The organism is Acidobacteriota bacterium (genome assembly GCA_003225175.1).
Taxonomy (GTDB): Bacteria; Acidobacteriota; Terriglobia; order Terriglobales; family Acidobacteriaceae; genus Gp1-AA112.
Map to the genome: position 1 here is coordinate 15,782 of QIBA01000031.1, position 26,567 is coordinate 42,348.

23 protein-coding genes and 2 pseudogenes are annotated in these 26,567 nt (G+C 54.7%); 9 read left to right on the plus strand and 16 right to left on the minus strand.

Annotated features, from left to right (window positions below):
* Positions 1 to 13: 13 nt before the first annotated feature.
* The 4 genes from DMG62_03375 to DMG62_03390 all read right to left on the minus strand — a co-directional run bounded on the left by DMG62_03375 (position 14) and on the right by DMG62_03390 (position 6,518).
* The gene (locus DMG62_03375) at positions 14 to 1,831 is read right to left on the minus strand and encodes a CRTAC1 family protein (GenBank protein ID PYY24344.1); all 1,818 of its coding nucleotides are present in this window, start codon (positions 1,829 to 1,831) and stop codon (positions 14 to 16) included.
* Positions 1,828 to 2,724, minus strand: a complete 897-nt coding sequence (locus tag DMG62_03380) for a hypothetical protein (protein ID PYY24345.1) — start codon at positions 2,722 to 2,724, stop codon at positions 1,828 to 1,830. Before DMG62_03380 ends, DMG62_03375 begins: the two co-directional genes overlap by 4 nt.
* A 59-nt stretch (positions 2,725 to 2,783) precedes the next feature.
* Positions 2,784 to 4,400, minus strand: coding sequence for a hypothetical protein (locus DMG62_03385; GenBank protein ID PYY24346.1), 1,617 nt, complete (start codon positions 4,398 to 4,400; stop codon positions 2,784 to 2,786).
* A 129-nt stretch (positions 4,401 to 4,529) separates the two neighbouring features.
* A complete protein-coding gene (locus DMG62_03390) occupies positions 4,530 to 6,518 on the minus strand; it encodes a hypothetical protein (GenBank protein PYY24347.1) in 1,989 nt (662 codons plus the stop codon).
* A gap of 308 nt (positions 6,519 to 6,826) precedes the next feature.
* Here DMG62_03390 and DMG62_03395 point away from each other — a divergent pair, with 308 nt between their 5' ends.
* Positions 6,827 to 7,930: a LacI family transcriptional regulator gene (locus tag DMG62_03395; protein ID PYY24348.1), complete on the plus strand. Its 1,104-nt coding sequence runs from the start codon at positions 6,827 to 6,829 to the stop codon at positions 7,928 to 7,930.
* Positions 7,931 to 8,035: 105 nt separating this feature from the next.
* Entirely contained in the window at positions 8,036 to 11,965 is a 3,930-nt protein-coding gene (locus tag DMG62_03400; GenBank protein ID PYY24349.1) for a hypothetical protein, read from the plus strand.
* 98 nt (positions 11,966 to 12,063) lie between these two features.
* On the opposite strand, the gene DMG62_03405 is transcribed toward DMG62_03400, so the two are convergent.
* Positions 12,064 to 13,071, minus strand: a complete 1,008-nt coding sequence (locus tag DMG62_03405) for a hypothetical protein (GenBank protein ID PYY24350.1) — start codon at positions 13,069 to 13,071, stop codon at positions 12,064 to 12,066.
* Positions 13,072 to 13,083: 12 nt separating this feature from the next.
* A complete protein-coding gene (locus DMG62_03410; GenBank protein ID PYY24351.1) occupies positions 13,084 to 14,037 on the minus strand; it encodes a hypothetical protein in 954 nt (317 codons plus the stop codon).
* Positions 14,038 to 14,200: 163 nt separating this feature from the next.
* On the opposite strand from DMG62_03410, the gene DMG62_03415 reads away from it, so the two are divergent.
* Positions 14,201 to 14,461, plus strand: a complete 261-nt coding sequence (locus DMG62_03415; GenBank protein ID PYY24352.1) for a hypothetical protein — start codon at positions 14,201 to 14,203, stop codon at positions 14,459 to 14,461.
* 835 nt (positions 14,462 to 15,296) lie between these two features.
* On the opposite strand, the gene DMG62_03420 is transcribed toward DMG62_03415, so the two are convergent.
* The gene (locus tag DMG62_03420) at positions 15,297 to 16,148 is read right to left on the minus strand and encodes an AraC family transcriptional regulator (protein ID PYY24353.1); all 852 of its coding nucleotides are present in this window, start codon (positions 16,146 to 16,148) and stop codon (positions 15,297 to 15,299) included.
* A gap of 218 nt (positions 16,149 to 16,366) precedes the next feature.
* Here DMG62_03420 and DMG62_03425 point away from each other — a divergent pair, with 218 nt between their 5' ends.
* Positions 16,367 to 16,768 carry a DUF3224 domain-containing protein gene (locus tag DMG62_03425; GenBank protein PYY24354.1) on the plus strand — a complete coding sequence of 134 codons (402 nt, stop codon included), beginning with the start codon at positions 16,367 to 16,369 and terminating at the stop codon, positions 16,766 to 16,768.
* A 46-nt stretch (positions 16,769 to 16,814) separates the two neighbouring features.
* Here DMG62_03425 and DMG62_03430 read toward each other — a convergent pair whose 3' ends face one another.
* The 4 genes from DMG62_03430 to DMG62_03445 all read right to left on the minus strand — a co-directional run bounded on the left by DMG62_03430 (position 16,815) and on the right by DMG62_03445 (position 19,786).
* Positions 16,815 to 17,204 (minus strand): helix-turn-helix domain-containing protein, encoded by a 390-nt coding sequence (locus DMG62_03430; GenBank protein PYY24355.1) that lies wholly within the window; start codon positions 17,202 to 17,204, stop codon positions 16,815 to 16,817.
* 294 nt (positions 17,205 to 17,498) lie between these two features.
* The gene (locus DMG62_03435) at positions 17,499 to 18,410 is read right to left on the minus strand and encodes an RNA polymerase subunit sigma-70 (protein PYY24414.1); all 912 of its coding nucleotides are present in this window, start codon (positions 18,408 to 18,410) and stop codon (positions 17,499 to 17,501) included.
* Between the two features lie 48 nt (positions 18,411 to 18,458).
* A complete protein-coding gene (locus tag DMG62_03440; GenBank protein ID PYY24356.1) occupies positions 18,459 to 18,905 on the minus strand; it encodes an ATPase in 447 nt (148 codons plus the stop codon).
* 98 nt (positions 18,906 to 19,003) lie between these two features.
* Positions 19,004 to 19,786, minus strand: coding sequence for a hypothetical protein (locus DMG62_03445; GenBank protein PYY24357.1), 783 nt, complete (start codon positions 19,784 to 19,786; stop codon positions 19,004 to 19,006).
* Positions 19,787 to 19,805: 19 nt separating this feature from the next.
* Here DMG62_03445 and DMG62_03450 point away from each other — a divergent pair, with 19 nt between their 5' ends.
* On the plus strand, positions 19,806 to 20,018 hold the full coding sequence (locus DMG62_03450; GenBank protein ID PYY24358.1) for a hypothetical protein: 213 nt from the start codon (positions 19,806 to 19,808) through the stop codon (positions 20,016 to 20,018).
* Positions 20,019 to 20,083: 65 nt separating this feature from the next.
* On the opposite strand, the pseudogene DMG62_03455 reads toward DMG62_03450, so the two are convergent.
* The 3 genes and pseudogenes from DMG62_03455 to DMG62_03465 form a co-directional block, all read right to left on the minus strand.
* Positions 20,084 to 20,816: pseudogene (locus DMG62_03455) on the minus strand (YfcE family phosphodiesterase).
* Positions 20,817 to 20,921: 105 nt separating this feature from the next.
* Entirely contained in the window at positions 20,922 to 21,407 is a 486-nt protein-coding gene (locus DMG62_03460) for a peroxiredoxin (protein PYY24359.1), read from the minus strand.
* Between the two features lie 31 nt (positions 21,408 to 21,438).
* Positions 21,439 to 21,843 carry an amino acid-binding ACT domain-containing protein gene (locus DMG62_03465; GenBank protein PYY24360.1) on the minus strand — a complete coding sequence of 135 codons (405 nt, stop codon included), beginning with the start codon at positions 21,841 to 21,843 and terminating at the stop codon, positions 21,439 to 21,441.
* Positions 21,844 to 21,907: 64 nt separating this feature from the next.
* On the opposite strand from DMG62_03465, the gene DMG62_03470 reads away from it, so the two are divergent.
* Positions 21,908 to 22,597, plus strand: coding sequence for a transcriptional regulator (locus tag DMG62_03470; GenBank protein PYY24361.1), 690 nt, complete (start codon positions 21,908 to 21,910; stop codon positions 22,595 to 22,597).
* Positions 22,598 to 22,739: 142 nt separating this feature from the next.
* On the opposite strand, the gene DMG62_03475 is transcribed toward DMG62_03470, so the two are convergent.
* Positions 22,740 to 23,012, minus strand: coding sequence for a hypothetical protein (locus tag DMG62_03475; protein ID PYY24362.1), 273 nt, complete (start codon positions 23,010 to 23,012; stop codon positions 22,740 to 22,742).
* Between the two features lie 33 nt (positions 23,013 to 23,045).
* Here DMG62_03475 and DMG62_03480 point away from each other — a divergent pair, with 33 nt between their 5' ends.
* The 3 genes and pseudogenes from DMG62_03480 to DMG62_03490 all read left to right on the plus strand — a co-directional run bounded on the left by DMG62_03480 (position 23,046) and on the right by DMG62_03490 (position 25,058).
* Complete coding sequence (locus tag DMG62_03480; protein PYY24363.1) at positions 23,046 to 23,663, plus strand: hypothetical protein; 618 nt, start codon at positions 23,046 to 23,048, stop codon at positions 23,661 to 23,663.
* Entirely contained in the window at positions 23,636 to 24,526 is an 891-nt protein-coding gene (locus DMG62_03485) for a hypothetical protein (GenBank protein PYY24364.1), read from the plus strand. The genes DMG62_03480 and DMG62_03485 overlap by 28 nt, the downstream gene beginning before the upstream one ends.
* 340 nt (positions 24,527 to 24,866) lie before the next feature.
* Positions 24,867 to 25,058 (plus strand): annotated as a pseudogene (locus DMG62_03490) (hypothetical protein).
* 178 nt (positions 25,059 to 25,236) lie between these two features.
* Here the strand turns inward: DMG62_03490 and DMG62_03495 are convergent.
* The gene (locus tag DMG62_03495) at positions 25,237 to 26,259 is read right to left on the minus strand and encodes a hypothetical protein (protein PYY24365.1); all 1,023 of its coding nucleotides are present in this window, start codon (positions 26,257 to 26,259) and stop codon (positions 25,237 to 25,239) included.
* Positions 26,260 to 26,567 lie beyond the last annotated feature (308 nt).

A 26,567-nucleotide genomic window follows, 5' to 3' on the forward strand; every position in this document is an offset into this window, starting at 1 on the left:
GCAACTTCCGGAGCTACTGATTGAGCACTCCTTGCCCTTCGACAACGGTAAAGAAACGATTGACTTCGAAAGCCCCTATTTCTTCCCTCCTGCCACTCGGCCAATAGATCTCAACCTTGTCCACCTTTGTAGCTGGCCCCAAGCCAAAGTGAATGCGTTGATCGGAAGTTGAGCCGTAGCTACCTCCGCTGATCACGTCGCCGCGTTGCCTGATAGCACTTGCGGTTACGAAGACCCTTGCTCCGACAGCGTCGCGTGGACTCTTAGCACCTCCGACTAGCTTGAAAGCAATCCAGTGGTTGTCATTCTCTACCACATTGCGCAGGAGAGTCGGAGCAGTGTCCATGTTGTTCAGCATTACGTCAATGTGACCATCATTGAAGATGTCGCCAAAAGCGGCTCCCCGTGCTGGAATCACATCTGCGAGTCCGCTTCCGGTTGCGGGAGATACCTCCATGAACTTCTTTGCGTCGATGCTGCGAAACAGCAATGGCCGCTGCGCCCACGTTGTTCCCCAATCACGTTGATCTACCCAGGGATACACGTGGCCGTTAGCTACGAAGAGATCCAGCAGTCCGTCATTGTCAAAGTCGATGAAGCCTGTTCCCCAGCCCAGAAAGGGTATAGTCGCGCTACCCAGCCCAGTTTGGAACGTTACCTCAGAGAACGTCATATTGCCGTCGTTACGGTAAAGTGTATTGTAGTCATCCGAAAACACAGTCACATAGAGATCCGCTTTGCCGTCGCGATTGTAGTCACCGACTGCAATGCCCATAGAGGCTTGAGCGAGTCCCGTATCGGTGAGCGCAAAACCAGACAGGTAGCTCATGTCTTCAAAAGTCCCATCATGACGATTGCGGTAGAGGTATCGGGGAACTGAGTCGTTCGCCACAACGAGATCGAGCCAACCATCGTCGTCCAGATCCACAAAGACCGAGGCGAGGCCATAATAGCCCTGCGGATCGGAGACTCCAGCCTTTTTACTCACGTCTGTAAATGTGCCATCACCGTTGTTGTGGAAGAGGTGATCGCTCTCGCCGGGCAGACCGCGCGGACCACACATCGAAGTAACGCCGCGGAACTGGCACGCACTTGCTGGAATGCCGGCTTGTCCCGGAATGGGCGGATGATCGGAATCAAACTTCACATAGCCAGGAACAAACAGATCCAGCAGGCCATCGTGGTCGTAGTCACCCCAAGTGGGTCCGGTCGACCACCCTCCGAGAGCAACGCCCGCTTTCTCAGTCACGTCGGTAAAGGTTCCATTGTGATTGTTGTGATATAGACGGTTCTTACCGTAGTTCGCGACATAGATGTCTGACCAGCCGTCGTTATCGTAGTCCGCGACGGCCACGCCAAATCCCCATCGTTCGTTGGCGACCCCCGCTTTGGCTGTAACGTCGGTGAAGGTTCCATCGTGATTGTTGTGGAACAGCATCGCCTTCGGAGCTAATTCCTTGCCCTTCAATGCAGCAAACGTGGAACCATTAAGCAGATAAATGTCGAGCCAGCCATCATTGTCGTAATCCAGCAGGGCGACGCCTGAACCAGGAGTTTCCAGGATTCTCTTCTTCTCTGTTCCTCCGGAACGATGTTGAAATTTATCGAGTCCTGCATCTTTGGTTGCATTGAGAAATACGATAGGGGCGTCAGTGACGAACCCACCTGCGGTGATCGGACGCGACTGCGTGTCTTTAATGGCTGGATGAGGGGTGCCGGTAGAAACTCCCGTCGATTCTGGCTGTTGTGGTTTGCGGCTTTCGATCTCCTGAGGAAAAACAGGGCAGCACAACGTCGCTAGAACGAGCGTCACGACGATAAGCCTGCTCAATGCGTCTCCGGTTCCGGCTGCTTTGCTACAGATGGAGCTTTGTCCTGATTCGGGACTTCCGAGCGGTTCAGTTCCTCAAGTTTCTTGAACGCGGCTTTGGCCTCTTGCTCACGACCGAGCTTTGAATATGCGCGTCCCAGCAGAAAATAACCCTGCTTCATTTGTGGCTCGAGCCTTAGCGACGCTTTCAGTTCCGGAATAGCGCTCTCCAGTTGACCGCCCTGAAATAGTGCGTTGCCGAGAGCGAAGCGGCCGGCCGCAGCGTTTGGAGCCAGCGAAACCGCTTTCCGCAGCCATTGAACTGCCTGTGGGTAATCCTGCTTGTATGTATAGCAAGCACCTATTCCATAAGCGACTTCATAACTCAGTGCTCCCGACTGCTCGGCCTGCACGTAGAACCTGAGCGCCTCGTCAAACTTGGATTGCGAGCGCTTCAGCTCAGCCAGTTCCGTTGCCGCCTCCACCGATCGAGGATTTGCCTTCAAAGCATTCAGGAATTCCGCCTCCGCCTCAGCATGATTCTCGGCCGCCAGCGCCGCTTCACCGAGAAGTTGATGGACGCGATCAGAATTGGGATTCAGCGCGAATAGTCTCTGATACTCCCGCTGCGAGAGCTCCTTCGCAGTCAATCCGAGGTAATAGAGCGCGTCAATGTTGTGCGGATCGGATGCGAGTGTCCGTCGAAGTTCTTCGACTGCTCTCACGAACTTCCCCTCAGCGAGTTCAGCCCGCGCGAGCATCACGCGTACTGGAGCGTCGCCAGGATAAGTTCGAAGATGCTTTTCCGCCAATTGGATCGTCCGGGCATAGTCTCCGCGGTAGAAGGCTCCCGTACATTCCTTGACAGCTGACACTTGCCCAAGGCACTCGGAGCACAGTACGAGAGCGACCATGAGCAGCCACGCAGATTGGCAAAAACAATGGGCGCGACACGAAATGCGTAGGGTAGGAGTCAAGGCTCCTCGAAGGGGCGCACCTCAACGATGCGCAGGAATTCGCGTGTTTTTTCGTCGAGCAGCTTCTTGAGTTCTTCAAAGCGCCTGGCCTGGGCTTCACGTTGTGGATCACGGGTACGTGTGTAGAGGTTCAACAGATAGAAGTTGGCGGCGTAGTGGTCGGGATTGATCTCGAGGGCTTGTCGGATGTCTTTGCCAGCCTCTCCGTAGTCTTTTTGCACGAGGTGGTACTGCCCAAGCTCCGCCCAAGCGTCTGCGTATTTGGCGTTCCCTTTCAACGCTTCTTCTAATTCGCTGTGAGCCTCATCGAGACGGCCTTCCTGTATAGCAATGCAGCCAAGATAATAATGCGCTGTACTGGCTGTTGGCGGAGTCTTGACAGCTTCTCGCAACCAGGGATCGGCGGCGTCATAATCTTTTGCTCGGAAGAGAGCCGCGCCGAGAGCGAGCTTTCCTCGAGGATCTTGCGGCCTCAACTTCAAATATTTTTGGAAATAAGGAACGGCTTCGGCGGGATCATGGCGAAAAGCCGAGGCCGCTCCCATCGCATAGTTGTAATTGGGATTTTTCGGATCGAGTTTAACCGCCTTCTCAAATGCATTGCGGGCTTCAGCGATGAGATTCAGGTCAACGCAGACGAATCCAAAGTAGTAGTAGAGGCTGGCGTTTTTCGGTTCCAGGTCCTGCGCGTGTGCCAAATAGCCCAGAGAACCCTGAAAATCATGTTGCTCGTACGCGACTCGTGCAAGATCCAGCAAGAGCGCGACCGAGAGCGTTTCCCTTGTTACGGCATGTTCCAGAGCGGCCCGGGCTTCCGCCAGTTGATGTGTGCGCTCATAAGCCAGTCCCAACGTGTGACGCATCTCGACTGACAGGGCTTGACGAGTATTGAGATTTTGCAGCAGAGAAACCATCAGATCGTCGCGCTTTCCTGCTTGCAGTGGCACCAACATCTGGCGCATGTCTAACTCGGAAAAATCCGCTGCAGAACTCAGGCGCGCTGCGGCCCCATCAGAGCGAGTCCGATCACCCAACGCGGAATAGTCCGCGCAAGCGATGGCAAGAGCTTGTGACCGAGTTTGTATCTCCGCCGGTAACCGGTCGAGGTACCGCAGTGAATTCCGGTAAGCATTCTGCTGCAGTAGAAGCAGCGCGCTCTGATAATTCGCCTCTGAGTTCTCCGGATCATAGGCAAGTACGTGAGCGTAAACCTGCAAAGCTTTCTGTCCTGCCTGTCTGTCTGCGCCGGAGTTCTCCTGATAGAGTCTCCCAAGATTCAGGTAAGCGCCTGTGAATTTTGGCTCACGCTTCACAGCACGATCGAAGCTGCTCTCAGCTTCCTCGTACTTCCCTTCTTGCGCCGCGATGACGCCAAGCAAGTTGTCGAATCCAGGATCTCGCGGAAATTGCTTTATGGCGGTCGAAATCAGGCGGCGAGCCTCGGCCAGGTTGTGATCTTCTATCAGCTGCTGAACCTGGAGGATTTTTTGATCTCTCTGGCTCGACGCGGACTTCCCGGAATCAGCGCGCAATGCGCTCGTAGCCCCCAGGAACAACACCGTCAGGACCATGACCGAAATCGGCGTGCTCTTCACCGTGATGGGGCCGGACATCACTGTTTCACTACTGCAGGCTGAAGAAGGTGCGGAAAAATTATATGTACAGCGTCAAACCTGAATCCGCACAAATTCAGTTGGTTGTTCAATCTGGTACTCCATGCTTCCAATGCTCACCGTAAACAGCTAGTTGCCTGCCTTGATTTTGAGCTGCTGTATCAAAGGTGAACTGTCCCTGACAAACAGAGGCAATCTGTTGAGCGGTGCAGAATAGCCACGCAGCCACTTTCCGCCTTGCAGCGATTCACCGGTGTTGTAATCGCGCCAATGGCCCGCCGGCAAGTAAACATCGCGGCTGGAGGCCTCTTTGGTGACTACGGGCGCAACCACAACATCTCCACCAACCATGTATTCGTCCACGATTCTGTAAGTATCTGAATCCTTGGGAGCGTGATACCAAAGAGGCGCAAGAATCGGTTCGCCGGTTGTGCGCGCACGCGTGGCGAGTTCGAAAATGTAGGGAGCGAACTCGATGTGCAATTCGCTCGCTTCGCGCGCTCGGTCGATAGCTTCCCGGTCGAAATGCCATGGACCCCAGGAAAACTGCAGCAAAGGCATCAGTGCCGAAGCCTGCGCCCAGCGAATGATCAGCTCCTTGTCGATCTTGTCATTGTCGTACTGATTTCCACCAACCATGTCGGGCATCAAGTATTGAAACCCGCGGACGGACGACAAGATTGCCTCTGGAATAAGCGATTGCAGGCCATTCATGTTCGTCCAAACCGAATGCTTATCGATCAGTCTCTGTACGATGCCAAGCGGCTGCGAATAAACTCCCACCCGGGTTTCGTTATAGATGAATTGGGCTGTCGCCTCTTTGTTATAGACATCGGAGTACTGCGCGTTAGTGATGTTATTGAGGGGCACAGCATCAGTTCCCATGAAGTTCACGTCGGCGCCGTCGAACTTAAAGCCGTCGAAACCATACTGGGATTGAAGGTCATGCAGCCGTCGCCGAAATTCAGCCGAGGCTTTGGGATTGCTCACGTCCCAGATGGTTGCAGGTCCATTCCACCAGCGCGTGAGCATAAGCTTTCCCGAATGATCTCGCATCAATAAGCCGTCGTCCTGGTGGTCGCGAAAGGTTCGCGAGTCGGGATTGACGAATGGGTGCACCCACAACGTTACCTTGTATCCCAGCCCGTGCAAGGTCGAGACCATGGCTTTGGGATCGGGAAATTTCGCCGAATCGAACTCAGTATCCCCATAGTGATTCTCCCATCGGTCATCGATCTCAATTACTCCGCAAGGCAACTTGTTGTTGTGAATGTTGTTTGCGTACTCGATCACTTTTTGCTGCGAGACTTCAGTCTTGTGCTCCACCCAGGTCGTGTAGATCGGTAGTCTGAAATAGTCTGCAGGAGGAGTTTTCGCTGGATATCCGATTTCCTTAATGATACGACGCAATAGAACATTCAAGTCGCTGTCGAGCAGAATGTCGTAACGGAGCTCTGAAGAGTTGGGCATTTCGATTCTGAGGAGTCCGTCACGTTTGCCGCTGGCTTCTTCGTTCACGCTGTACTTGAAATCGAATGGAGTGCGAATCCAAACTCCGACGCCTTTTGTCGAGTACCAAAATGGCGTTCCCTGTGTATTTCCATCGGCGAGGAACCATTTCTTTCTGATGTGAGCGTCATTCACAGGAAGCACCAGAGGATCACGCCATCCTTGAAACCCACCTCCAAACCAATCACCAGAGGGGGCAAGGCGCACTGCAGCGTTGGGCGTAGGGGACGCCGACCCATCAAGAATCCACGATTTCACGTGCAGGACGTTTTCTTCCGCCTGTAGCTCGACGCGGGCGACAACATCCTTGTGTGTAGTGTCGTAAGAAAGAATGTAGGTATTCCCATTCTTCTCGACGCGTGTCAGCTTGGTTACATGCTGTGGCTTCTCATCTCTGGAAAATTCGAGACTCGTAGCCGCGTCTCCCGGGCGCCCTGTCTCAAAGATCAGTTCTTCTCCGCGGCTAACGGAAATCACAAACGTATCCTTCGAAATGCGAGTGAGATAATTGCCCATTCGGATGACGACGTCTTCCGTCGCTTTTGGAGTATCAACCTGCCCATAGACCAGCGGAACAATGACAATGAACAGGAGGGTTGTCTCCAGCAAGCGGCAGGCTGATCGGGTGAATCTTCCGGACGTAATCAAAGTGATTGCCTCCACTGGGGCACGGAATTAGCAAAATTTAAACACGCAAGCGGTTGCGGTAAACGGTTGCGCCTTGATACTATTTGCGGGCTTCGGTGTCAAATCAGAAAACCGATTTGTAGAGGCAGATGTCTCGAGCATCGCTTTTCGAAGTTGTGCACGCTCCCCCTGCCGTTCAGGCTCAGCGATGTCTATGCGGAAATCACTTCAACGCTTCGGCTTGTCCCTAGACAAGCCGGTCCTCCCCCTGACAAGTGTAGGGGCGGGCGATGGGTATAAGTGGCATGTCAAGTAAGGAACTTCGAACGACGTCTCGAATGAAAGACGTAGCCGAGCGGGTCGGCGTGTCGGTAACCACCGTCTCCCACGTCATCAACAAGACCAGACCGGTCGCTCCGGAGACCCGGCGCGAGGTACTTAAGGCAATTCAAGAACTGAATTTCTACAAGAATGCGCATGCGCGGCTGCTGGCGAGAGGCAAAAGTGATTTCTTCGGTCTAATCGTGTCCGATGTCGGAAATCCATTCTTTCCCGACATCATCAAGAGCTTCGAAACTCGGTCGCTCGAACAAGGATTCGATCTTCTCCTCTGCAACACGAATTATGACTCCGCCCGCACGGAAACAGCCGTAAAGAGAATGATCGAGAACAAAGTGCGGGGTGTCGCAGTAATGACTTCAGAGTTTAGTCCGGCATTGGCAAAAGAACTTGCGGCAAACCACGTTGCGGTGGTTTTTCTCGATCTCGGCACAGTTCAAACGCTCACAAGTAACCTTCGTATCGACTATTCCCGTGGCATCTTTCAGGCAATCAATCACCTGCACGATCACGGTCATTCAGACTTCGCTTTCATCGCGGGCCCTATGAACTTACGGTCGTCCGTTACGCGTCGGACGGCCTTTATTGATGCCTTGCGAAGATGTGGCGTGCGCTCTTACCGCACCATCGACGGCAACCACAAAGTGGATGGTGGAATCTCCGCGGTACACACGTTACTGCAGGTTCGTGCGTTGCCCACAGCCCTTCTATGCAGCAACGATCTCACCGCGATCGGGGCGCTTCGCGCACTAGACAAGGCTGGAGTCAGGGTTCCCGACGACGTTTCCGTAGTGGGATTTGATGACATCTACTGGTCCCAACTATCTCATCCACCCCTCACGACCATCAGCGTGTCGCGTGATCGACTCGGGGATCTGGCCTATGAAGCGCTCGGCCGTATGCTGCGGTCGAAACGTCACGCAGGTGCCGAGTACATTTTGGAGACGCACCTGGTGATCCGTCAGTCAACCGCCCCGATGCGCAGAGCGCATTCTTTAGTCGCCGCGGCTGCGGGCGGTTCTTCCGCCACTCCAGAGGTACCCGAGCACGCATAGAGCAAGCCTGCGCCCGTGATTCCCGCTCGGCTTCCAGGTCCGCTGATCAAAAGCCATTACCAGCACCCCACCCGAGACCGTAAAAACACTTGACAACTACTCTCGATGAGGCTTAGCTTGCCAGACGCAAGCGCTTGCGGCAAACGCTTGCGCATGTGTTGCCGGCCCCCAAGTTCCAGCAGTCAGCGATCGTTCAGTTCTTCTGAATGGAATGTTAAGAAGAACGATGTTGACAACCAAAAATCAGTAGAACAGTATCCGCCAGCCCCTCGTGTTGGATCTTCGCCAAACGCTAGGGCACCCGAAGATCTCGCGACGGGCCTCAACTGTGAGGAGACCACCATGTCCGTGAGAGAACTCCGACAGACACGCTCGGTATTCTGTTTCGTTTTGGCACTTGGCGTTGCGCTGTTCGTCTTCGCCGCTCACGCTTTTCCACAAGGCACAAATGCCACGCTGAGCGGCATCGTGACCGATCCCTCCGGCGCTGTCATGCCGGGCGCCGACTTGACCCTCACGAACGCAGCCAGTGGCTTCGAGGCGAAGTCAACGTCGAATGAAAGAGGGGAGTACACCTTCCGCAATTTGGTTCCAGGAACCTACGATTTGAAGGTTTCCAAAATCGGGTTTTCGACGTACTTGCAGAAAGACATTGTGTTGACCATCAACCAGGCCGGTCACGTGGACGCTGCTCTCAAGGTAGGTTCGCAGACAGAAACTGTCTCGGTTTCGGCTGACACTACTCTCCTCAACTACGACAACGCGACTGTTCAGGGCGGCATCGATCCCGAGACCCTGAAAGCTTTGCCACTGACTGTCGAAGGTAAACCGCGTTCTGCGGCAGCGTTGGTGGTACTCGAGCCGGGCGTAACGACGGGAAGTTCAAATCAAGCATTCCAGGCGCGCATCAATGGTGGAGTGGAGTCGGGTGATGAGGCGCTCATGGACGGCGCTACGATGCAGGAAGGCTTTATGAGCCAAAGCGGCATGGTTTCCATCCACCAGGATTTCCAGATGTCGCCGGACATGGTTCAGGAAGTAAAGGTCATCGCCTCAAACTACGATGCCCAATATGGCGGCTCCACCTCTGCTCAAGTGGCAGTGGTTACGAAATCGGGAAGTAACAGCTATCACGGGGCAATCTTTGAGTACGCGCGAAACAAGGCACTAAACGCGAAGCCTTGGAACGCCAATCCATGTCCCGCGACGAAGCCAGGTTGCGATCAGCGTCCGCCGGACAACGAGCACAACTTTGGTGCGAACTTCGGCGGGCCGATCAAGATTCCGAAAATCTACGAAGGCACCTCGAAGCACAAGTCGTATTTCTATTTCAACTGGGAGTCCTACCATCTCGCCGGCGGCTCTTCAGTTCCAACCCTTTCAATCCCTTCTATCAAGGAGAGGGCTGGCGACTTCACTGACTGGGTGAACTCCGCAGGCGCCGTGATTCCTGTCTATGTTCCAAAAGGCATTAGCGCCGGATGCCAGTCAGCACTCGGAGCCGTCGCCCCGGGACAACAATTTCCCGGTAACAAGATTCCCGCAGCTTGTTTCAGCCCGATTGCTACCGCCTATATGGCTTTGTTACCGACGCCAACAAATGCGGCAGCAACGAACAACTACACGCTCTCTCGACCAGTGCCAGATACGCTCACGTCGAACAGCAACGTGTATATGTTCCGCATTGATCATAACTACGGGGAGAGCGACAAGTTCTATTTCACCTTCTGGCGCCAATTCGTAGGCCAGAACTTTGCTTCCTCGCTTCCTGCGGCCATAGCCAACGACAGAACAACGAATCTGCAGAATTCCCCTATCATGCGTTTCAATTGGGAACACGTGTTCTCTCCCAAAATGACCAATCACGTCACGTGGGGATACCTCAATCGAAACGAGGGAGACACGGTCTTAAACTTAGACCAGATAGGAAAGCTGCCGCAGGTTAAGAATGCAGCGAGCGCAGCGCGACTACCTGCGTTTACGTTTAGCGACGGATTTACCCAGATATCCAACAACGCTAATAGCAGAACCACTCGCCCAACCTGGGTGCTGAACGATATCGCTACGCGCGTCATCGGAAGCCACACGATAACCTTTGGTGGTGAATGGCGAAACGTGCAAGGCAATATCACCAATCGAGCCAACGAGTCGGGAACCTACAACTTCACCCGAGACACCACGGCGGCGGCCGGTACCCTCACGAGCGGCAGCCCTGTTGCTAGCTTCCTGCTGGGAGCAGTCGCAGGAGGCTCAGTAGATTATCGAACGGTGAGCAGCTGGTATCCGAGGCAGTGGGTGTATGCCTTCCATGGAAACGACTCGTGGAAGATAACTCCCAAACTCACCTTCAACTACGGATTGCGATGGGACTACTACTCACCGTCGCGGGAAAAATATGATCGCTTCTCCTTTATCGATCTTGTCGGAACCAATCCTGCTGCTGGCGGACGTGCGGGTCGATTAGCATTCGCTGGCAACTCGTTTGGAGCGTCGAGTTTCGGCAGCGATTTTCCGGAAGAACCGTGGAAGAAAGGCTTTGCCCCACGTATTGGCGTCGCCTATTCGTGGGACCAGAAGACGGTCGTTCGCGCCGGCTACGGAGTATTCTTCGCCCAAGCGTTTTATCCAGGCTGGGGCGGTGGAATGGCGCTGGATGGATTCAACCTCAAGGACAATTTTTCTACCAGTGGACCGATTGGCTCGGGCGGCAACGGAATCGATCCAGCATTCTTCCTGGATCAGGGAGTGCCGGCATTTACTCCTCCACCGTTCATCTCGTCTGCATTTGACAATGGCAAGATTCCGACTGCCGCCAATGGCAACGGCAGTGCCTACCGGCCGGTGGACGCGAACCGTCGTCCTTACTCGCAGCAATGGAACTTAACCATTGAGCGCGAACTTCCTGACAACGTCTCGTTCAGCGTGGCCTATGTCGGCAACAAAGGCACGCGGCTCACTTCGAGCCTCGAACCAGTGAACGTTCTGAATCCGTTCGCTGCCAACATCAAAGCGCTGGGGACCAAGCTGGGCGACACTTTTGCGGTGACTGACACGTCTAAGGACGGAGTGCCTGCCCCGTATGCTGGTTGGGCGCAACAGCTGATCAGCGGGGGCGGTTGCTCGCCTACAGTCGCTCAGGCGCTGCTGCCCTTCCCGCAATTCTGCGGACCCCTACAAGGACTGAATGAGAACCACGGTAACTCCATCTATCATTCATTCCAGGTGAAGGCCGAAAAACGCTATAGCCGTGGGCTGTATATGCTTGTGTCTTACACAGCGTCGAAGCTGATCTCCGACGCTTCGGACAACACGCAGCAGCTTGGTGGCTCGTGGAATGCTACTCAAGGAGTAATCTCGCCATTCGAGAAGCGGCGCGCTCGTTCGATTTCGTCGGATGATGTTCCGCAAGTACTCTCGGCCGCCTTTGTATACGAACTTCCATTTGGACAGGGCAAGCGCTTCGCAAATCAGGGCGGCGCGGTGAATGCACTCGTGGGCGGCTGGCAGATAAGCCCGCTCATACACTGGTCGCGCGGCACCCCAATGTGGTTCCGATCTGGTACGTGCGGCGTCGTTCCTCAGTTCAGGCAATCCTGCCTGGTAGGAGTTCTGCCGGGCAAGAATCCGTTCCTGCAGGATCCGAACGACTACAACCCCAACAAAGGTTGCGCTGCCAATAACCCTGGCTGCGCACCGCTCCTTGACATCAACGCGTTCGAACCGGTCTCTAACTTCTCGGCATTCGGTTATACGGGTGTTGGCTCTCGCATCTCAGGATTCCGTGGGCCGAACTCGAAAAATCTTGACTTTGCACTTACCAAGAACACGAAACTTATGGAGAAGCTAAACTTCCAGCTTCGTTTTCAGTTCTTTAACGCCTTTAACAATCACTACTTCTTCGACGCAGCCAACGTGAACAACCAAGGTTCGAGCTTCGCCTTCAACAACGACATCAGTCGCAGCGATTTCGGGAAGTGGACCCGTGGAGTAAGTTCTCCGCGGACTATCCAGATCGCGGGAAGGTTGGAGTTCTAACGGGCAGTTCGCGGTTTTGCAGGCGCCGTCTGATGCACAATCAGACGGCGTTGTTTTTTTGGCAAGCCTGTCATTCACTCCCTGCTTGGCGCCGGAATTTATTTAACTGAATTCTGTTTCTTTTTGATCTCTTGAAATCGGTCGATCTCCAGCTTCGCCGACTTGGTGTCTCCGAGCTTTTGATAGATTCGTCCCAGTAAGTAATGCGGCTCAGCGTACGTTTGGTCAAGTGTAGAAGCTTGTTGAAGCGGCTGCACCGCCTCGCTGTATCGCCCCTGCATTTCCAGCACTCGGCCCAACTGATAGTGAGCCTGCGGAAGAGCGGCATCATAGCTTAACGCTTCTCTTAACCTATTTTCCGCATCCGTAAGCTGGTTCATCGCAATTAGAGAGGCAGCCAAATCGACGTGTGGCCACGGAGATGGCTTCGCCTGGAGCCGATTCAGTTCAATTGCGCGATTGTAGTTCTTCACTGCGGCATCAAGTTGTCCCAAGTAGTCGTAACAGAGACCGAGCAGGTCATATGCTCGGACCATTTTGGGATCAATCTTGACTATGGTTTGCAGCCGAGTGATAGCCGAAGCGTAATTGTGGGCATCGTAATCGAAGCGGGCCAGCCAATATCTGTATAGGACGTCGTCAGGTTTTGCGGTTGCGAGTCTTTCCATCTGCTGACGGGCCCAGTCTTGCCGGCCGAGCTTAACGTATGCCATCGCCAGAGTAAAGCTGCTGCGCTCGTCGAGCGGAGCAATTGCTTCCGCTTTTTTCCACGCGATAGCTGAGTTGAGGTATTGGCCGTCGAGAAAAAAAATGCCCCCGGCCGCCTCCAATAAGCGGGCGGCGCGAATCGAAGTAGGATCGCGATTAGCTTCATCTACGAGGAGTTGCTCAGCGGGTTTATATTCCCGTTTCTCGATCTCCTGCTCAAGCAGCGCACGCTGAGCAGCACCAAGGCCTAAGCTAGAAACATCATGCGGGATAGTTGCGAGTCGACTATCGGCCGGCGGAGTTGTGGACGATTGCGACGGCTGAGCCGATGACAACGAGGCGCTCAGTAGCACCAAGATCGCGAGCGTTCGCCGCGTGGTCCTGTATCTTTGAATCATCGTACTGAGTTTTCAACTGGACGATGATGCACTCTTCGCAGCTTCGATCTTTTGTTTGGCTTCGGCCGCGGTTTTGCTTTCGGGCTCCAGCCTCAACTCAAGATTGATATTCTCCAGCGCTTCATCAAATCTCTTCAGTTCCAGGTAGATCAATGCTATTCCGAGATGGATTTCCGGTAGGTTTGGATCTGCGAGCGCGGCCTTTTTATAGGCGTCGAGGGCAAGATCATACTTTTCCTGACCCGCATATTCCTGGCCTAACGCCTGCTGCAACCGTGCCGACTTGGGATTCACATCAAGGATCTGCTGATACGACCACTCGAAGAGCTTCGTCCACGCCCGGCCTAATTGATACGAGTATTCCGGCTCAGCAGGAGACAACTGTACAACGGTCTGCCGTTCCAGCACCGCTGCGATCCAGTTATTCGCGGCCTCGTATGCTTTTGCCAACTGCAGGTGAGCTTGCGGCTGTTGCGGCATGAGCACAGCGGCGCGTTTGAGCTCGCGCACTGCTTCCGCATTTCGTCCGATTGCGAGCAGGCTTGAGCCGAGCAAGAGGCGAGAAGGGGCATAGTCCGGCTGCAACGCTATCGCTTCCCGAAACCGCGCAATCGCCTGTTGATGATTGCCCCGCTCCTGTTCAATCACGCCTAGATTATGAAAGATCAGCGGATGCTTGATCCCTTGTCGCAAAGCGCTGGCGAAAATGTTTTGGGCTGTATCAAGATCGCCCGACTTCAGAGCCGAGACGCCCGGAGCAAGCCGACTCGCAACTTCTGGGGGTAAATCCATGGGTTTTCCCGCAGTCTGTGCGGTTAGGCCGATCGAGAAGAGAAGGCATTCTCCAATAAGCAGACCCAGTGCCCGGGCTGTTACAAGCCAAACAGATTTAGAGTCGATATTCTCCATTGAAGTGCCCATGGAATGCCCCTGTCCTTCCAACTTACCAAGCAGATCTACGAACATTACTCAGCACACTTGCCCTTATCAGTCTCACCTTCAACTTCAGGCAAAAGCGTGGCCTCAAATGTTAGCGTCGTCGTGTTGATGAAATCAATGTGAGTAATTCGGAAAAGTCCTCATCGCCGCAAATCGCACAAAACTCCTCGGGAAAGAATGCGGGTGTTCATTGAAGATTGGGGTTTCCGCTCCGCTGGACGCGCCTGCTGCTGATGACTTCGAGCGCAAGCTCGTGCTGCAGCGCTTAATCCGTCGTTCCCACATCCGCGAGATCGCGTGGCTCAGCGTTGCCGTCGCCGAAGTGACCCTATTGGTGGTGCTGCGGCTAAATGCCGCACTGATTTATTTGCTGCTCGTGGTGTCCGGAGTCCGACCACGTTTGGGCTGGGTTGCTGTGCCTCCGGGACTGTTGCGGACCTTGAATCTCTGATCCCCTGGCGCTAGCCCGAGGGCTCAACAGCCTCCGCATTTGTAGAAGAGCCGCAATTTTCGTGATCTCCGGAGAGATCCTCCTTTATTTTTCACCCACCTTATATTCTTATGGGTGTCCCAAGTTCTATGGTCGGCGCCGCCTAAGTCTGTTGTGCCCACACACTTGGTCTGGGGCACCCAATCAAGACCCACCAAGGGCTCACTTGAGACGTAGTTGCGAGCAATCAAGAGATCGTAAGCTGTTGAAAGTAATGGTCGGGGAGAGAGGACTTGAACCTCCGACCCCTTGGTCCCGAACTTGGGGGTACAGAGCCAATTTCGTTGCTACTCAATCATTTAAGTGGTGCTTCAACCGTCTAATTCTTGCTCAATCACGCCAGTTTTGGCCTAATGTAAACCCTCGAATTGCAACCCCAGCCTTGTTCACGGCAACATTTTGAACGTTCCTAGTGGCCCCTCTCGAAAAGAATGGCGGGGAGGGGACTCGAACCCGCGGGGCCTCTGCCGTGACAGTGGTGATTGAAACCGTAACTTAATGAGAATGAACGGCACAGACGGCGTCCAAAAACGGTTTCAGCGCCCTGAGTAAGCCTTATTGGACAGTGATTGGACAGAGAAATAATGACCTCTGCCCGTGATCGGCAGTGAGCAGACGTGGGCAAGAGATTCTGGACAGACGTGGACAGATTTTTCGAAGACTCTGAACACGTCGCACACGAAACTCAGAGGATGATTTGATTCACGTTCGCCCTTCGGCAGCTTGGTCGCCCAACTCTCTTGCAGTTGCAGCGCCGTAAGTTCGCAGGTCAAGCATCGAATTACACGGCTAAGCGTCATTCTGCCAATAACTCGTCGCGGTACTGGGTCGGCGATTGCCCCGTGATCGATTTGAAGTCATTGATCAGATGCGCTTGATCAAAGTATCCAAGCTCGAGCGCGATTTGCGCCCAATCTGGAGGCTGACCTGCGTTGAATCTCTCCAACAATTCATGTAAGCGATAGCGCCGGATTACCCACTTGGGATTGACGCCGACGTACTCTTTGAAGGTCCGTTGCAGGGCACGCTTCTCGATTCCGGTTCGGGCCACCAGGTCGTCAACCGTCTTGATCTCGCGGTCCTCGAGGATCTTTTTCACTATTCGATCAGCCCCTTGCAACGATTTATCTGTTTCCGGCAAACGTCCGCGGAAGAATGTATTGGCAGCTCCGATCATCTTGTCTTCTTGCCACGCCGATGCCCGCCAGAGATCCTCGATTTTCTCGATGTCAGCGCCGAATACCCGCTTCGCCGAGACCACGCGATCCAAAAGCGTCGCCACCTGGGCATTCATGAATGGGCGGAACCCGCCTGGCCTGAATCGGACACCGAACACTCCCGATTTCCCTTCGAGTACACGTGAAAATTTCTTCGTGGAAACGCCGCCGACCACCGCTCTGCCATTCTCGAAAATCAGGTGGACATTAGGGTGGGGCAGCGTCTCCTGCAGAAATGGGTGAGGAAGGTCCCACGTTACCATCCAATAAACATCGATCCAAGGCTCAAGATCTGCCGGCGGGCGTCGTCTCATATGCCTGAATTGTCCGGTAGGCGGCGGCCACCTCAAGATTCCTCGCGCCCTGCCCAGCTCGGCGTCGAATATCTCTTCAACCGTGGCCTTTTTTCGCCGTCGCGTTTTTCCAATCATGCTCTTGGCACACTCATTACAGTGTTGCGACTAGGAAGGTACGTGCAATGAACCACTTATATCCCACAAACGATACGGGCTCAATATGGCGCTCCGCGGCACGAGCGTTTCATGTCCCGCTACGACTTATCTTGAGTATTGCTTTTGTATTCGTCGGGTGCGCATGTGCGCAGAGGAATTCAGCAAAGTTAAATGAAGTTCATCAGGAGAGAACTCACATGACACAGCACGCCAGCGGTCCCTTCGACGTGAAGTTGACGCCCCAACAACCGGATAGCGAGGTCGCGAAAGCCGCGAATCTCGGCCGGATGACCATCGACAAGCAGTTCCACGGTGACCTAAATGCGACCAGCAAGGGCGAGATGATCGCGGCCCAGACCCAGGTCAAGGGTTCGGCCGGCTACGTCGCTATCGAGCGCGTAACCGGCACACTCAAAGGACTCGGAGGTAGCTTCGCACTGCAACACAGCGCGACCATGACCCGTGGTGTCCCAGATCTGTCTATTATCGTCGTCCCTGACTCGGGAACGGGCGAACTTAAGGGGATCACCGGCAAGATGGACATCATCATTGCCCCCGACGGGAAGCATTCCTATACCTTCGACTACAGCATCGAATGACTTAGGATTACTGCATAAAACGCTGCTGGGCTGTTGGGGCCGCCCGTTAGCCTTGCTTTCGCCGAATCCAAGGACGTTCTGCTCTATAGATCGGAGTAGCAGTCGGGTTCTTCAATGAAACGTAGATTAGCCTTCGCCTCTTGAGGAGCCTCACAGCGCTTTGCACAGCGGACTTCGACAATCCCGTGCCTTCCGCTATCTCCTGGTAGCTCAACGACGCGACTTTCTGACCCGCAGCCAGGCTCCGTCTCCACACATGCAGGTAAACAAGAAACGCTGAGGGTCGCTTTTCATATTCGGTGAGATCACGCATTAGTACATCCAGAATGTAGCTGTCCAAGGAAAGGTTCACGAACACTCTCGACTGTTCTTTTATCACTACAGTTGTAAATACTATAGTGATTCGATTTTTGCTTTGCAAGGCCGTGTTCCCCATCTACACTGCGTCTTACGGAGGATGTTTGACATTCAACGCGCATCGCCGGTTGATGGCCTTGGACGCTCTACGCCAAGTCGGCGTGCAAACCGAAGGCTTCTGCGATCCCATGGAATATGAGGAGAGTGCGGCCTGGCCCTTGGAGCCGGGAGGTAGCTCTTAAAACGCCATGACCACGAGACCGACGACTCGGCACTCAAATATTTCAATACTGAATCCCGAAACAAAGAAATCAGCCACGATATTGATTTGTCGATTTAGTTTGCTTAGGCCGTCGAGCGTCGCTACCTGCAATTAGGTCGTCTCGGCTACAGACACAGAGGCGGCGGCCGAGATGATCCATGGGCAATGAATGTAGTCCACGATCTCTTGAATCTTCTCGCCGATCAGGTTAATACGAATGATGGAATGAGGCGTCCACGCATCCGCATCCCGTCGGAGAATGGCCACCACCGGTTCATCGTCCACTTCACCGACAGCCAATTTCCAGGGCCAAGGCCAGTTGTCATAATTGAAGAAATACGGCGCGTCCGCGAACTTTCCTGCAAACCTTTCGGCGACGTTGAGCCGGGCGTCAGCACTAATCAGTTCACGGACCCCGTCCCAGTCGCGCCGATTAAAGCGATCCACATAGAGCTGCATGATGCGTGCCAACTCTGGGCTCGGGCCTGGAGGCAATTTCGCCGGAAAAGAGGATGCAGTTAGCTTTGTTCGTCCGCGGTTGAGCGCTGCCTTCACGCCTCCGACAGTGGAATCGACCAGCTCGGCAATCTCGTCAAGCGAGTAATCAAATACGTCCTTCAGAAGGACGCATGCGCGCTCCTTCGGAGGCAGGCTGGTCACCAGACGTTCAACCGCGCTGCCCAGACCGAGAACTGCCGGCTCCGCAGGTTCTACCGCGTCGGACATGAGAACGCCTTGTTCCGCCTCAGCCCGGACTTCACGTCTGCGCAGAAAGTCTACAGAACGATTGTGCGCGATCCGGAACAGCCACGGTTTCAGGGGTCGGCTGTCGTCGAACTGCTCCAGCTTCCGATAAGCCTCGAACAAAGCTTCCTGGACAACGTCTTCGCCGTCCATGACCGATCCGGTCATTCGTGAGCAATAATGGTGCAGGCTCGGGCGAAGACTCGTAATCGTTTCAAGGAACGCGAGGTAACGCGTGTCGAATTTTCCAGGAACACTGATCGCGGTCGGACCATTCATGTACATGGCATATGCGCAGGGCGACATCCACTCTTTTGATTTTTCTGCCTATGCGAACGCGTCGGGCTGAGCTTTACCCGTGGTGATCAGGTTGCGCAAATTGCCGGTTATGAGATTGCCCCATGCGTTTGAGCAGCCACCATAACATTCATATTGCGGTACTAGACCAACATGCGTAAAGCGAACCTCCGTTTTGCCATCTTTTTCCGAAATGTCAAAAACAATGTCCGTGCTGTTCCACTCGCTCTTGCGCGTCACAAAACTAAGATCACTGTCTAACACGTGCCACACGACTCTTTTGCCAGGAATAAGTTCTGCGACCTTTTGTTTGGAACGGTGCACATCTTTGTAACGGTACGTGAACTCGGCGCCGAGTTTGTCTGTATGGCCCTCGATTTCCCCTGACCACCATCCATGAACATTATTGATGGCAGCGAAGACCTCTTCCGGAGTCTGATCCACCGAAATGGTAGTCGTGAAATTCTGTTTATTCATGAGGCGCTCCTTTTGCCCTAGCTGTCGCTGCCATTTGATATGTTACCCAAGCCCGCTCGATCTCCGGCACGAAGCTTGCGTCCTAGCGCTCGATCAGGTCACTGCTCCTTGTTCGCGAGGCAAAGAACGTCGCGGAAGGCGCAGAGATCATGAAGAAGAGGCTTCTCGTCAGCCGGGATCCTCGTCTTTTCTGACGCTCCGATAAGCTGGATCATGTAGCTCTGCTCGGCGATTCCCTCTTTGAAGATGAACGGATATAGAACATTGGAATTTGGAAGGGCTCCAATGTCTTCGTTTTTCATGTTCGGAGCGTAGAACATCAGGTGAGGCATGGGCATGGTATGGACTTGCCAGTCAGGCATCATCCATGTGCGCATGACCGGCGCGATCATGTAAGACAATCCTGGTTTGTCCGGAAGGTGATAGGTCTTGTTCTTGTAACGATTTTCAATTTCAGCCTTCAAAGCATCGGGAGTCATTCCTTGAATGCGAAGCTCAGCCACTTCCATAATGACTTTCAAGAAGGTCTTTGAGCCCTTCGCGTCGTAGCAGAGAGGGACATAGATGTCATTGCGAAAATTAGCCTGCTCCCACGCAGTGCGCTCTACAAGACAGGTCACACCGTTCGTCCCCTGCCTGGACAGTTGATAGCCCTTGTTAGGGTCAAGAACATAAACGGTGGTTGGGTCTCGCATGGCCGGAGGCAATGCGCTTAGCGCGAACTGAGTTTCGAGCTTTGCTGGCATTTGTTCGATCGTGGTCTCAGTCGCTCGGCTAGAAGAGTTGGGTGGATGGTGCTGTGCATTTTGTGCCAGAACCGAAATGGCGTTCATGGTTGCGAGGAATACGACGAGTTTGAGCGTCAGCACTTTCGTTTGCAATGCGTCTCCTTGCCGGTTTTTGTCTTTCACTTCCTATTACGGATGCCAGAAGCGTTTGGATACGCGAACCCAGGAACGTGCTGGCGCAAAGGCCCCTCTGGTTTCGCTGTCCTCTAAGATTCTGACCTCCAGCGGGGAACAAGATTCCGTTCGCTACACGGAAATCTTGGCTTACCTGCAGAGAAAAGCGAGCGATGTGTTTACGCCGATGTGCGTAGCCGGCGATCATTGATGGGTTGTCGGCTATTTTGGAAGTTGTGCACTCCCGACTTACAGCAGCCCGACTCTCCGATGGATTCACGCTAGTCCAGTGCGCAAAGTGCGCGCCCAATCTGGGCGTTCCCGTTTTTCGGCGACAGTCGTTGCCTTCTCCCAATCATAAAGAACGGCAAACAATTCCGACATCCACTTTCCGTTCCGTTTCTCAACAATCGCATATCGCGCGTGCGGAGGACCGGTTTCCATCTTGTGTGCATAGGGCCGGTTCTCTTCGTAGGCAGGCATGCCAACGGAACCGGGGTTCACAATCAGGCGGCCATCGTCAAGCCTGACAGAGCGGGGCATGTGAGTATGTCCGCAAAGGATCAGACCGGCGTCAATTCCTGCCGCCCGAGAGGTTATTTCCTGCCTGTCGGCGGGTCGCACCCCACGCTCATCCACGGTCTCAAGAAAATACATGACATCGCTCTCCGGTGTTCCATGCACAAGTAGTGCGTCATCCCAAAGCTGGATCGTTTCCGGAAGCTGGGCAATCCAAGCGAAATGGGCCGAGCGAAGACAGCTTGCCGCATACCCATCAGATGGTCCCATCTCCTTCGTCGCGAAAGTTAGCAATTGACGCTCATGATTGCCGCGGATGGTTGGAAGCCCGAGCGGTATAAGTCGGTCGGCACATTCAGCAGGAAACAGGGGCAGACACAATATCCCCTAAGTTAATAATGGTATCGGCCTTCCGGGCTTTGATATCCGCTAGCACAGCCTCTAACGCCCCCAAGTTGCCGTGGATGTCAGAGATTACAGCAGCTCTCATAAATCACGCTCGGCCTTAATAGGCTTCGTGTGTACCGAAATCAACGAGCGATTGATCCCGGTGACGGCCAAACCTTCCCAATCCGACTAGGCGAAGGGGTCGCGACTACTGGGGAGTCGTTCCCGTTGCTTGTTCGATTTCGGGAATGATCTCAACAGGGAAATTGACAGAGCGCGCAATGAAACAATGGCGATGAGCCTCGCTATGGAGCGCGAGCGCCTTGGCTTGGTCGTCGCCGACGCAGATCTTCACCGTTGGTTTCAGCACTACTCGGACGAACTCTCCAGAACCGTCATCCTGTTCCTCCATCACGCCAGAAGCCAAATCCCGATAGTCGAGGACGGTTACATGGTTCACCGAGCACAGATGTAAATACCAAAGCATGTGGCAGGAGGACAAGCTGGCGACTAAGAGTTCCTCCGGATTGTAACGGGACCGATCGCCACGAAAGGCTGGGTCGCTTGAGCCGTGAATCTGGGGCTTGCCCACACAGGAAATCGTGTGATCGCGGCGGTAGGCTTTATAGGTTTTCGTACCCTGACCATCGTTGCCGCTCCAATCGATTCGAACCTCGTAGTTGTGGTGTTTCATGTTTGCTTTTTATCCTACGAGGATTCACGATCTAGTGAGACTTTGCGTCCCATTCACGCGACCATCGCTCAGAAACCGCCTGCCCCTTGGCCATGTCATCCACGACAAGGATCAACCGATTATCGTGATCGCTGTAGAGGACCTCGATGTTGACCCCTGCTTGCGCCATCTCGCGCGAAATTCTGCCGAGCTGGCCTGCTTCAGCCTGGTTTAGCCTCTGGATGAGCACGTCACGCTCTTGAAGAACCCGGATGCCAGACGCCTCCAGCGCGCTTCGTGCGGCGGCTCCATCCTCGAAGAGGAAGTGAGCTACCCCTTCGCCTTTGATCACCCATGCGCCCCCACCCTCGATGCTTACACCAGCACGACCGAGCGCCGTTCCCAAATCGGCCAACGCACCTGGCCGATCGTCTAGCGCGATTGTCAGGTCTTTCATGCGATCTCCTCAGATTAAAAGAGTAGCGGCGTCGCTTCGCATATGTTTAAATCTAGATCGAACTATGGATGTCACATCAATCACGAATATTGCAGGCCTGATCGGAGAAGCCGGTCGCATCCAGATGCTGACTACCTTGCTCGACGGCAATGGCCATTCGGCGTCGGAGTTGGCGATTGCAGCCTCCGTCTCTCCGCAAACTGCGAGTTCACATCTCTCTAAACTTCTTTCCGGGGGCTTGGTGGTTTCCGAACGCAGTGGGCGACAGCGGCTTTTCCGGTTGAAGAATGCCGATGTCGCCGTAGCGATTGAGGCCCTGGGAGCGCTCGCTGACAACTCCGCCGCGTCCTCCATGCCTGAAATGCGTTTTGCTCGCACCTGCTACGACCACTTAGGGGGCGTACTCGCTATAGCCCTACGAAATGAACTCCTGAGGAGAGGCGCGCTTCGCCAGCGGAAGGACGCCTTTACGGTGACACCTTTGGGCACACAGCTTCTCCGTACCCTCGACATCGATACCGATCTGCTTCATCGGCTGAGGCGGTCCTTTGCACACAAATGTCTGGACTGGACAGAGCGACACCACCACATCGGAGGCGCCATGGGAGCTGCTCTGCTTGCCCGCTTTTTGGAGATGAATTGGGTGGCTCGCGTGCGCGAAACTCGCGCAGTGCGCCTGACGCATGCTGGGGAACGTGGGTTCGAGCATGTTTTCGGCATCCGCTGTGCCGCACTCCGGGCACGACTGATCTAGTCCGGATCACGAGCAAATTCCGCAATCGGTGAGGGAAGCCTTGCCGACTACTCGACAGTCGTCGACATCGCCGACCCGACCCAAGTTGATGACGGGCAGGCCGAAGCAGGATGACAGAATATTGGCAATGGGACTCGTAGGTTCAAAGCGTATCGAAGTCAGCGCCCATAGATGTGATCTCGGTCGCTGGCGGGCTGCACGGCGGTCTTCCGGATCGCGCCTCCGTGATTACGTCCTTGGTTACTTCGCGAGTCAGGGCTTCTTGCCCAGGCCATTGCATGAGCGGCACCTCCCAGCGCTTGAAGTCGCGCTCGTCCTGAACTTCGCCGCGCCTCATCGAATCATCGATCCATCGGACCCGAAGCGTAGAACCGAGCACAGAAACGCATGGATCGTCGCGCTGCAGCATCGTCATCAAATCCGCGAGGCCTTCGGAGCTCGGGACTTTATGGTGATTCGCCTCACTCCAGTCGGCGCACAGATGCTTTTGGGGATGCCGATGGACCTGCTTACGGATCGTATTCTCGCGCTGGAAGATGTCGATAGTCGATTTTCGCGGCTCCTCACGGGGCATGCGGAGGCCGCACATGACTGGGCCGCTCGGTTTGACATCGTAGAAAACATCATCGCTGAACGATTGGCGTCCGCGCCACCGCCTCCAGCCGGTCTGCTCCATTCATGGCGGATACTCCAGGAGTCTCCAAATGATGTGGATCTGGCACGGCTTCCGGAGGACTTCGGATGCAGCCGGCGCCATTTGATCGCGCAATTCCACACATATTTCGGCATGGCTCCAAAAACGATCGCCAGGATCAGCCGCTTCCATCTGGCTGTCGCAGCGGTCCATCGCGTGGGGTGGCGAGATCCCTTATCGTATGCGGAGGGAAAACCGTATCTCGATTATCAGGCAGTCGGCACTGTTCGTACCGCCAACCAAAGGGCGATACGTTGGACGGATCTGGCGCTCACTTGCGGCTACTACGACCAGCCTCATTTCATCAATGAGTTCAGGTCTTTTTCCGGACTGAGTCCCCTCGAATTCCTGCGCCGGACACGCCACGAATAACCAGCCGCCATCAGTGCGGTCAAATTTTTCCAATACCCGGTCGCCCTTCGCATGCGATAACGACCTATCGGTGCATTGCGAACCTGCAAAGGAAGAAACCAGTGGCAATCCCTACTCAGGCCGAGATTGAGGATAAACTTCGTGGCGAAGATCTCGATGCATGGCTCGACTTGTGGCACGCGGAGCAGGGTCCCGCCAAGCCAGGCGCGCTGAAGGTCATCGCCGCAGTGATTCCATTTCCGATTGACCAGAGCCTGCGGGTTTTGGACGTGGGCTGCGGGCCAGGCGACGCAGGCCGCGCCATTCATTCGCGATTTCCGCACGCTCGGATCGATTCCGTGGATAGGAATGAGTTCTTTGTCTCGCTCTGCGGCGCGGTCAATCGCCGTGATGGCATAGGCGGGCGGACGTGGGCGCGTGATTTGTCGGAACCAAACTGGCGGCGCGATTTGGCGAGCGACTATCAAGTCGTGGTGGCCGTGAACAGCGTGCACTGGTTCAGCTTGGCAGAGGCAGCAGGACTTTTCAGTGGCATCTTTCAGTCGCTCCGGTCAGGCGGCGTTTTTCTGCTTATGGAACCCGCAGGAGTCGAGCCGCCGTTTGCGTCCGGGTTCGACGCATGGCGGAAGGAACAGCCAAGCCAGCACAAGTACGAAGATTGGCGCCGCTTCTGGTCGCGAGTGGATGCTCTATTGGGGTACGATTATGGCTTCCTCGGCGACCCTCCTGACAATCAAAATCGTATCGGGGACGGGCTGTCTGCAATGCGGTGGGTCGGTCTGCTCGCGGATGCTGGCTTTAGGTCTATCGATATCCTGCTGAGAGACGGTGAAAAAGTAGTCCTGGCAAGCGTCAAGCCTTGACCATCGGCCTCGCACAAACGACTTCGCCCGCCTAATAACCGGACATCCTGTCCTGTGATAGCTGGGTTTGAGGTATTTTGTCCGGAGTTCCCGTTGGTTGCGCTGACCCGAAGCACTGTCGGACGACAGTTCGCATCGGGTGGTGTTTTTAACGCAGCGGAAATGCGCGTAACAGTAATCGGAGAATCCGGCACGAAAGACGCAGCGGTATACGCTTTCGTCAGCGGACCGGGAAGGAATGCAGGCAGCAATGAGCTACTACTGGGTCCAGCACCGCCGGAATTGTTGGTTGCCGTAGTCAAGATCGTCCCGTCTGGGAACTTGATCCCGTTTCCGGCGCCTGCGATATTCAGATTCCCAGTATTGGCGCTGGCGTTGCCGCCACGAGGTCGGCCGTGGCCGAAGGCGAATCAGCAGGGAACTGTGCGAACTGATTTTCCGGATGGTCGTCGAGAATCCTACCTGGGGTGCGCCTCGGATTCACGGTGAACTGCTGCAGCTTGGATTTGATGTCTCCGAGAGAACGGTCTCGCGCTGGATGCGACGTGCACGCAGGCTTCGTGATCGAAGCATGCGATGGAAAACACTTCTGAGTAACCATGGTGAAGTGATCGCCGCGATGGATTTCTTCTCGGTGCCAAGTCGGTTCGCCAACCAGGACTGTATGTTTACAGCGTTCGGGTGCGGCAAACCCCAAACTCTCTCACTAGCTATTTCAAATATTTGCCTAAAAAGTCGAAGGCGCGCTCGAACATATCGCGGCGTTCGTCCGAGTCGCCGAAAAGGAAGACATGATCGCCCGGCGCATGATCGTAAATCTTTGACTCAAATACTTTCCCGCGCGCACGAAGCGCGTCGATCAGACGTCCTGAATGGAGCGTCAGTGGGACTGTCCTGTCGCCGGTCGTTGCAAACACATACAGCGGTGTCTCAATGTCGTCGACGTGGTTGAGCGGTGAGATGTCCATGTAAGGTCCGAGATTTTCGGACGGCAGCTTGCCGTTGAACTGGGTTTCAACCACGGTTTCCATCCTTCTGAAGTCGGGCTTGTATGCCATGAAGGCAACGAAATCTGTCAGGCCCGCAACATCGACGGCCGCCTTGAACTTCTTCGGAGAGCGTTCGATGGCCAGCAGCGTCACCATGCCGCCCCGGCTGTGGCCGAAGATTCCGAGACGTTGCGGATCCACATACGGGTGCGACTTGAGGAGATAGTCGGCGGCGTTGAGTACGTCGGCCGTGTCGGTGATGCCATAGTCGTTTTTGTAAACGACGTCGCCGTAGCCGGAACTGCCGCGATAGTCGGGGAAGATTACGACATAGCCGCGCGAGACGGCGTACTCAATCAGGTCGAAGAAGCGCCAATCCAAGTGCCCGTGGAACGCACCGTGCACGATTACCAGCCCAGGGTGTTTCTGGCTTTTGTCCAGCTTTACCGGCGTGAAGATATAACCTGGAACGAGTTCCTTCTGGCTGGGAAACATCACACGTTCGACGTGCAACCGATCGCCATACTGTTGCAGGAGGGTGAGCCACGTGAGTTGTTGTTCGGCGATGTAAATCTCCTGCTGCAGCAGGTCAAGTTTCGTCGCGGCATCCTTAGCTTCCTGATTCACCGCGATCCGAGGCGCAGTGGTGTCCGCCGGAACCTCTTGAGCGTTGACAAACGTAGTAGCGGCAGCAATAACAGCGGCGCCTGCAATCAAGCCGGCAATCTTTCGCACGATCACCATCGATAGGTCCTCCCACAAGTCATCTCCACTTCAAGCGTCGACGCACGGCTCCAACGCGGGCACGAAGAGATGGGCGATTAGCCGGCAACGTACTATTTCGCTTGCACGCGGTCAAGGCAAAGCCGCGATTGGTGTTCCTGAGTGCAACTTAATCTCTTTTTTATTGTTGCCTGCAGTCGGTGTTGGTAAACTTCGCGCGGCCAATAAAGCCGGAAGCACGTGGGGCGCATTCCGAACAAAATTCCGACCTCTAATACAGCGTCCGCTTCGTCGAGAGACGATGCGGAGTGCCAGGCGCGCCGCAAAGG

What these genes read in the sequence shown, in the direction of transcription:
- DMG62_03430 (PYY24355.1), bottom strand. Translation starts at nt 17,204, where the DNA reads ATGGGGAACACGGCCTTGCAAAGCAAAAATCGAATCACTATAGTATTT.
- DMG62_03395 (PYY24348.1), top strand. Translation starts at nt 6,827, where the DNA reads ATGGGTATAAGTGGCATGTCAAGTAAGGAACTTCGAACGACGTCTCGA.
- DMG62_03460 (PYY24359.1), bottom strand. Translation starts at nt 21,407, where the DNA reads ATGAAACACCACAACTACGAGGTTCGAATCGATTGGAGCGGCAACGAT.
- DMG62_03405 (PYY24350.1), bottom strand. Translation starts at nt 13,071, where the DNA reads ATGATTCAAAGATACAGGACCACGCGGCGAACGCTCGCGATCTTGGTG.
- DMG62_03465 (PYY24360.1), bottom strand. Translation starts at nt 21,843, where the DNA reads ATGAAAGACCTGACAATCGCGCTAGACGATCGGCCAGGTGCGTTGGCC.
- DMG62_03380 (PYY24345.1), bottom strand. Translation starts at nt 2,724, where the DNA reads ATGGTCGCTCTCGTACTGTGCTCCGAGTGCCTTGGGCAAGTGTCAGCT.
- DMG62_03400 (PYY24349.1), top strand. Translation starts at nt 8,036, where the DNA reads ATGAGGCTTAGCTTGCCAGACGCAAGCGCTTGCGGCAAACGCTTGCGC.
- DMG62_03420 (PYY24353.1), bottom strand. Translation starts at nt 16,148, where the DNA reads ATGATTGGAAAAACGCGACGGCGAAAAAAGGCCACGGTTGAAGAGATA.
- DMG62_03385 (PYY24346.1), bottom strand. Translation starts at nt 4,400, where the DNA reads ATGTCCGGCCCCATCACGGTGAAGAGCACGCCGATTTCGGTCATGGTC.
- DMG62_03480 (PYY24363.1), top strand. Translation starts at nt 23,046, where the DNA reads ATGGTGATTCGCCTCACTCCAGTCGGCGCACAGATGCTTTTGGGGATG.
- DMG62_03410 (PYY24351.1), bottom strand. Translation starts at nt 14,037, where the DNA reads ATGTTCGTAGATCTGCTTGGTAAGTTGGAAGGACAGGGGCATTCCATG.
- DMG62_03495 (PYY24365.1), bottom strand. Translation starts at nt 26,259, where the DNA reads ATGGTGATCGTGCGAAAGATTGCCGGCTTGATTGCAGGCGCCGCTGTT.
- DMG62_03475 (PYY24362.1), bottom strand. Translation starts at nt 23,012, where the DNA reads ATGACGATGCTGCAGCGCGACGATCCATGCGTTTCTGTGCTCGGTTCT.
- DMG62_03470 (PYY24361.1), top strand. Translation starts at nt 21,908, where the DNA reads ATGGATGTCACATCAATCACGAATATTGCAGGCCTGATCGGAGAAGCC.
- DMG62_03425 (PYY24354.1), top strand. Translation starts at nt 16,367, where the DNA reads ATGACACAGCACGCCAGCGGTCCCTTCGACGTGAAGTTGACGCCCCAA.
- DMG62_03435 (PYY24414.1), bottom strand. Translation starts at nt 18,410, where the DNA reads ATGAATGGTCCGACCGCGATCAGTGTTCCTGGAAAATTCGACACGCGT.
- DMG62_03440 (PYY24356.1), bottom strand. Translation starts at nt 18,905, where the DNA reads ATGAATAAACAGAATTTCACGACTACCATTTCGGTGGATCAGACTCCG.